Here is a 6,498-nt window from a genome sequence, read left to right as displayed (position 1 = left end):
TATTTGTTTGTTCAGATAAAACATACTAAAGAATTATAAATCACTTTTATAGTACACGCCTATAAACCATAGGTACACTGTTTTTATCCTCATCATACTCATAATTAAATTTAACTAAAATCTAACTACCGCATTCCCTAATGGGACTTTCACTACGGGCTACCCTTCCATTCCTCCACTTGGTCTGATCTAAGTCTATTAACCCATTCTTACAGTATCAACAACAATTAATTAGTTAAAATCCAATTATGAATTTTAACTGAAAACTAATTAAATAATTTATAAAACAATGAATATTTCTAAAAAAGTGGACAAGATATAAAAGACATGAAAATTTAATATCTCTTTTTAAAAGAGGCTAATTGATACTAGTCTCTTTTGTTGTTAAAACCAAGGTATAGATTAACTTAAGTTATTGCTATTTTGTTAAACTTAAGTTAACATACTATTACCATTTCTTTTTGGGTATGGTTTTTAAATGCAAAGGTAATTAGGTTGGGGTCCCCCTTATCCTAATACCTTTGCATTTTTTATTTATAGGCATTATTACACACCAACATCAAAAAGGCCTAGCAATTACGCTAGGCTAAAAGAAATAATAACTGTAGTATCCGATATAATAAATAAATATTTATCCACTGGACATTTAATACTCTCGCGATATATATATTCATAACACTTCTAAAAGGTTCCATTTATACCGTTGTAAACAGTAGGGTTTTAGACCATAACATGAATCTTACAAAAACATATATTTCACAGTTCGTATATTATTCAATGAGGTGGTTATTGTTATTTTGTTAAAATATATTTTCACGACATTCGTATTTTAAATAATGTTTTTAAAGGATTATAGATCTATCATATAGAATAGTATAAAAATAGTATATAAATAATTTAAGGAGGCGTTGTATATGAAAAAATTAAAAATATTAGTGCCCTTAGATGGTACGGAAAGAAGCATGCACTCTATTAATTGGTTAAAAAAATTCTTTAGTATGGATGATATTTCCATTACGCTAATTAATGTAATGGAAACAATTTTAACTAACGAGATGATGGATCCAATTAATCCACCTGGATTTGACTATATAACAGAAGACAGTAATTTGGTTTTAGATAAAGCAATAAAGGAACTAGAAGGTTATGAAGTTGAAAAGGTTTCAGCTTTGGGATACGCTGCAGATGAAATATTAAGAAAAGCTGAAAAAGATAGCTTTGACATAATAATAATGACAAAGTGTAGTAAAAAGGGTTTATATAGAATAATTGGTTCTGTAACAAGCAAGGTTGTTAGAAATGCTAAAGTATCAGTAATAATTATTCCCGATTAGTATTTACTAAAATAAGAGCAAAGCCTTATTTTATAAAGTTTTGCTCCTAATAAAAGATAGTGTAAATTTACCAATATCTTCATTTACATACTCAAACTTATTTACTTATTTTGAAATTGAAAGAGTAGTGAGTAAAGCGAGACTTTAAGTGATTTTTATTTTACTAATAAAATATTTCATGAAATTAATCTTTCACGACATTTACTGTTTTTAAATAATGTTTTTAAAGGATTATAGATCTATCATATAGAATAGTATAAAAATAGTATATAAATAATTTAAGGAGGCGTTGTATATGAGAAAATTAAAAATATTAGTGCCCTTAGATGGTACGGAAAGAAGCATGCACTCTATTAATTGGTTAAAAAAATTCTTTAGTAAGGATGATATTTCCATTACACTAATGAATGTAGTAGAAACAATTTTAACTGACAAGATGATAGAAACGCCAAATTCAATTCCAAATGAATTTGCTTATTTAGCAGAGGAAAGTAAATTGGTTTTAGATAAAGCAATAAAGGGACTGGAAGGCTATGAAGTTGAAGAGTTTTCAATTTTGGGATACGCTGGAGATGAAATATTAAAAAAGGCTGAAAAAGATAGCTCTGACATAATAATAATGACAAAGTGTAGTAAAAAAGGTTTATATAGAATAATTGGTTCTGTAACAAATAAGGTTGTTAGAAATGCTAAAGTATCAGTAATAGTTATTCCTGATTAGTATTTATATTAGTATTTGTTGTAATTAAAATGTTTTGAGTAATGAACAATCTTCATATATATCGTATCAAGTAACCCCATATCATTATATAATGTACCCTATAGAGTAGACAGCTAAAAAAGCCTACCCTATGGGGTTATTTTTATGTATAATAGAATAAATAAACTTAGAGGTGACTAAATGAGTATTATAGCTTTTACAGAAGAACAAATAAAAGTATTATCAAACAACAAATGTGTAAGTAACGTAAGTAGTAAATCAATTACTTACACCGATGAATTCAAACAATTTTTTATGTCAGAAAATGAGAATGGAAAGCTTCCAAGATTAATTTTTGAAGAACATGGTTTTGATATAGATATCCTTGGAATGGAACGTGTTAGATCATCAGGTAAAAGATGGCGTAGAGCGTATAGAAAAGAAGGTATCCTTGGGTTAATCGATATGAGAAAAGAAAAGTCAGGAAAATTCAGTGATAAAGAACTTTCAACAGAAAAAAAGGTTGAACGTCTTACAGCACAAGTCAACTTATTGAAAGCTGAGAACGAAATATTAAAAAAAATAGATTACCTAGAAAGAAGGCTGATAAAGAAGAAATAATATTAGCATCACAAGAAAAATTTATTATCATAAACAGTATAATTGATAAATATAAACTTCAAAACATGCTTAGTTATTTATGTGAAATTGTGGGAGTATCTCGTTCTGGATATTATAACTATTACTTAGCCAAATCACTCAGCCGCAGGCAGCAACGTGACAATCAAGATGCTATACTTCGAGATATAATTCTAAATGCATACAATTTCAAAGGTCGAAAAAAGGGAGCAAGACAAATAAAAATGACATTACAAGGCAAGTTTGGAATCATATATAACTTAAAGCGTATCGGAAGAATAATGAAAAAATACGGTATTGTATGTCCGATTAGAAAGCCTAATGCAAATAAAAGAATGCTAAAAGCAACAAAGGAACATACCGTTTTACCTAATTTATTAAATAGAAATTTCAAGCAAAACATACCTGGAAAGGTATTGCTTACAGATATAACTTATTTATTTTATGGCAAAGGGAACCGGGCGTATTTATCAACAATTAAGGATGGTTCTACTAATGAAATATTGGCGTACAATGCGTCTGATAACTTGAGGTTAGATATAGTAACTGACACTATACTCAAACTAAAAAAGAATAGTAAAATTAACTTAGCTAAAGATGCGTTTATTCACTCAGATCAAGGATCCCATTACACTAGTCCGAAATACCAAAAGCTAGTAAAAAAATGTGGTTTGGGACAGTCAATGTCAAGACGGAGAAATTGTTGGGACAATGCTCCTCAAGAATCATTCTTTGGCCATTTTAAGGATGAAGCATGCATAAAGTCATGTGAGACTTTTGAGGAGCTAAAAAAGGAAATTAAGGACTATATGATTTATTATAATAAGCACAGATACCAATGGAATTTAAAAAAGATGACTCCTGTTCAATACAGAAACCATCTCAAAAAATCAGCATAGGCTTTTTTTACTTGTCATTGACAAAGGGTACACATTAATTAGATATGGGGGTTACTTGCGACGGAATATAAGAAAGTTACGAATTATTAATCCCAAAAACATAATTAAGTCTTTGTTACTGTTTCTTTAATATCTTTTATTAGTAAATAAAACAGACTGATTGATAGTATAGCCATTATTCCCACTAATATATTTTCTAATGTTTTACTAATACCACTTGCAAATGGAGTTTCAAAATAAATTAATATAAACGCCGCAATTATTCCTAATATTTTATATGTTTTTTTATCTCTAAGATAATCTTTAAATATAAGAACTGCGAATGATAAAAAACAGATTATACTAATAATAGTTCTCAAATTAATTCCTCCTCCCTGATGTATAACAAATTACGAGTACGACATAAAATATATATTTAATCATACCATAACTATCATAATTTAAGTATATTTACAATTCTTTATAAATGTGTAATAGCCTCAATGTGAAAGTAACTCAATTATAGTTGTGTTACTTTCAGAATATCAAAATAATAAGATCAATAAGAACAATGCGATTAGTCAGTCACTGCTTTTCTTGAAAAATATAAAAGGAATTATGCTTACATATAATGCCATAAAAAATCCTTCTAGTATATTATAATACTTTCCTTCGACTGAAATACTTGTCGTTCTGATAATGCTCATTGTAACTAAATACAATATAAAAATAATAAAAAAAGTAAATATTAATCGCCAAGTCTTTTTATTTATCCACTTATTTATCCATCGTATTAGTCTTGATTTTTTATAGAATGTATAACAAGCAATATATGATAAAATAAATACAATTCCATTTAATAAAATATTTATCCAATCCATAAATTTCACCTACCTTTTCAAGGTAACAATATTTTATAATTTTGACTAACAATATATATTTAATCATACCATAATTACTATAAATTAAGTATGTTTACAATTTTCTTAAAATAAGTGATAGCCTCAATGTGAATGTAACTCAATTACTATTGTGTTACTTTAAGCATATATAATCAGATTGTGTAACAAAAAATACCACAATTAATTTTCAAAAAATAAAGTATCATAATTATTTATTTTTTAATCTCTTTTCTACATTCTCAATATACATACTCACATTACCACATTTTGGGAAAATTGCTACCTTGGGCTTATCTATTTTATCTCCCCAAATACCTTTGTTAGTAATTTTAATACCATATGCTTTTGCATCAACTTTAATATCAAAGTCCTCATTCAGTTCACTTTGACATTGGTTACAAATTTTCATAGTCTAACCTCCTCTTATTTTTTATATTTTACAATTCCGACTAACAATTGAGCCTATTGCCCCTAAAATAAGAAAAAATATGTCTACAAATTTCATTTTTTTTACTTAAAACATCTCCTATATTAAATTTAAACTTCATTTTTTAGAACTTTTCTATTGTGATTTTTAACGGTAAAGTCTCTTTCATAGATTTTTTGACATTAAGCCATTCTTAAAATAAAAAGGATGTATGATTTTATAGTAAATCATACATCCTTTTGTTATGTACTTAATGAATTACATTTTAAATTGTAAACTCCAAATCACGAATTTTTAAATACATACTAGATACTTAAGTTAGCTTTTTAATATTTATAGAGCAATATATTACTTGAGATTATCTTTAGCATACTGTGCTTCTGCTGATGTAAATTTCTCACCATTTTCTGATATCAATTGGTCATAAACTGCACTTGGAGACATTGACATGTCTTTTTGATATGTCTGTGCTTTTTTCAATGCATTTTCTTTCCAATCAACTTTTACATTATCTATAGCATATTGAGCAGCTTCTTTTGAAAATTTCTCTCCATTCTCTGATGTTAACTGGTCATATATTCCAGATTTAGACATATTCATAGTATCGCCATATGTTTTTGCTTTTTCTAATGCAGACTTATATTCTGTTGGAACAGTTTCTTCTGTTTTTTCTTTTACTGGAACAGTTTCTACTGCTTTTTCTTTTACTGCAACAGTCTGACTAGTTTCCTGTTTATTTGTAGTAGCTAATTTTGAATCATCTTCTTTATTCATATTGCCCAAAACGCCTATAAAAATAATTACAATAATACCAGTAATAATTTTATGTTTCATAAACCAATTTCTTTGGTCTTTACCACAACTTGGACACTTTTTCACTCCTTTCGCAATGTCTTTACTACACGCTTTACATTTTGTTAATTTATTCATAATTAATTAACCCCCCGTTCATATTTATCTTTTTATTTTATCATAAAGAGGTTGCATAAAATAGAGCTAAATTTACTATAACTACCCTAATATTAATATTTTTACTATATTGTAATTATTTTTAGCAATTTTATAAAACAAATATGCAGTTAAAATCCCTTTCATTTATTACGGAATTATTTTTCTCTTACTAAATCATATTCTTCTTTTTCTATTGTTGCTTTCTCTATATCATCAATTAATGACGTGAAACCAGACTTTAACGACATAAGACATAAGTAATAAAAAAATGCAAATATACATAGGGTGATATATATATTTATAAATTTGTAGCACATTTGGATTAATCTACATACAATATACAGGTAAGTGATATGAAAAGAATCAATTAAAAACCTAGCGATTACGCGCTAGGTTTAAGGAGAAATACTATAAGAATTCTATAATATAGAATAGTCATTAGGTATTCTATATTATAGAATAGTCATTACATATTCAAAAGGTTCCATTTTTTTTGTGTTTCCTAAATATTATTTTAATATAATAGGAATGATAAAATACAAATGTCGTGAAATATTCTTTTCACGACATTTGCTGTTTCCAAGCAATTGATTTTTATATACATGAAAATCAATTGTTTGGATATAATAAAAAAGATGAAATTAATTGTGTTTTTGATTATGAACAG

6 protein-coding genes are annotated in these 6,498 nt (G+C 27.3%); 3 read left to right on the top strand and 3 right to left on the bottom strand.

Features of this window, described 5'->3' with window-relative positions; genetic code table 11:
• Positions 1-914: 914 nt before the first annotated feature.
• The 3 genes from LGK95_RS21650 to LGK95_RS21640 all read left to right on the top strand — a co-directional run bounded on the left by LGK95_RS21650 (position 915) and on the right by LGK95_RS21640 (position 3,572).
• Positions 915-1,334, top strand: a complete 420-nt coding sequence (locus LGK95_RS21650) for a universal stress protein (RefSeq protein WP_226126976.1) — start codon at positions 915-917, stop codon at positions 1,332-1,334.
• 295 nt (positions 1,335-1,629) lie between these two features.
• Complete coding sequence (locus tag LGK95_RS21645) at positions 1,630-2,055, top strand: universal stress protein (protein WP_226126975.1); 426 nt, start codon at positions 1,630-1,632, stop codon at positions 2,053-2,055.
• A 180-nt stretch (positions 2,056-2,235) separates the two neighbouring features.
• Positions 2,236-3,572, top strand: a protein-coding gene (locus LGK95_RS21640) for an IS3 family transposase (RefSeq protein ID WP_404814484.1) whose coding sequence is annotated in 2 segments (ribosomal slippage) — positions 2,236-2,629 and positions 2,629-3,572 — 1,338 coding nt in all. Because the reading frame shifts where the segments join, the coding sequence is not laid out codon by codon here.
• 104 nt (positions 3,573-3,676) lie between these two features.
• Here LGK95_RS21640 and LGK95_RS21635 read toward each other — a convergent pair.
• The 3 genes from LGK95_RS21635 to LGK95_RS21625 form a co-directional block, all read right to left on the bottom strand.
• Positions 3,677-3,931 (bottom strand): hypothetical protein, encoded by a 255-nt coding sequence (locus LGK95_RS21635; RefSeq protein ID WP_226126973.1) that lies wholly within the window; start codon positions 3,929-3,931, stop codon positions 3,677-3,679.
• Between the two features lie 730 nt (positions 3,932-4,661).
• On the bottom strand, positions 4,662-4,862 hold the full coding sequence (locus LGK95_RS21630) for a nucleic acid-binding protein (protein WP_226126972.1): 201 nt from the start codon (positions 4,860-4,862) through the stop codon (positions 4,662-4,664).
• A 366-nt stretch (positions 4,863-5,228) separates the two neighbouring features.
• Positions 5,229-5,810, bottom strand: a complete 582-nt coding sequence (locus tag LGK95_RS21625) for an Ltp family lipoprotein (RefSeq protein WP_226126971.1) — start codon at positions 5,808-5,810, stop codon at positions 5,229-5,231.
• Positions 5,811-6,498: the final 688 nt, after the last annotated feature.

It is taken from the genome of Clostridium algoriphilum, from assembly GCF_020443705.1.
Taxonomy (GTDB): domain Bacteria; phylum Bacillota; class Clostridia; order Clostridiales; family Clostridiaceae; genus Clostridium_AD; species Clostridium_AD algoriphilum.
Note: the sequence above shows the minus strand (reverse complement) of the source record. Positions and strands in the feature narration are given on the sequence as shown.

Excerpts from the sequence above, each read along its gene's own strand:
- LGK95_RS21625 (WP_226126971.1), bottom strand. The coding sequence starts at position 5,810 with ATGAATAAATTAACAAAATGTAAAGCGTGTAGTAAAGACATTGCGAAA.
- LGK95_RS21630 (WP_226126972.1), bottom strand. The coding sequence starts at position 4,862 with ATGAAAATTTGTAACCAATGTCAAAGTGAACTGAATGAGGACTTTGAT.
- LGK95_RS21650 (WP_226126976.1), top strand. The coding sequence starts at position 915 with ATGAAAAAATTAAAAATATTAGTGCCCTTAGATGGTACGGAAAGAAGC.
- LGK95_RS21645 (WP_226126975.1), top strand. The coding sequence starts at position 1,630 with ATGAGAAAATTAAAAATATTAGTGCCCTTAGATGGTACGGAAAGAAGC.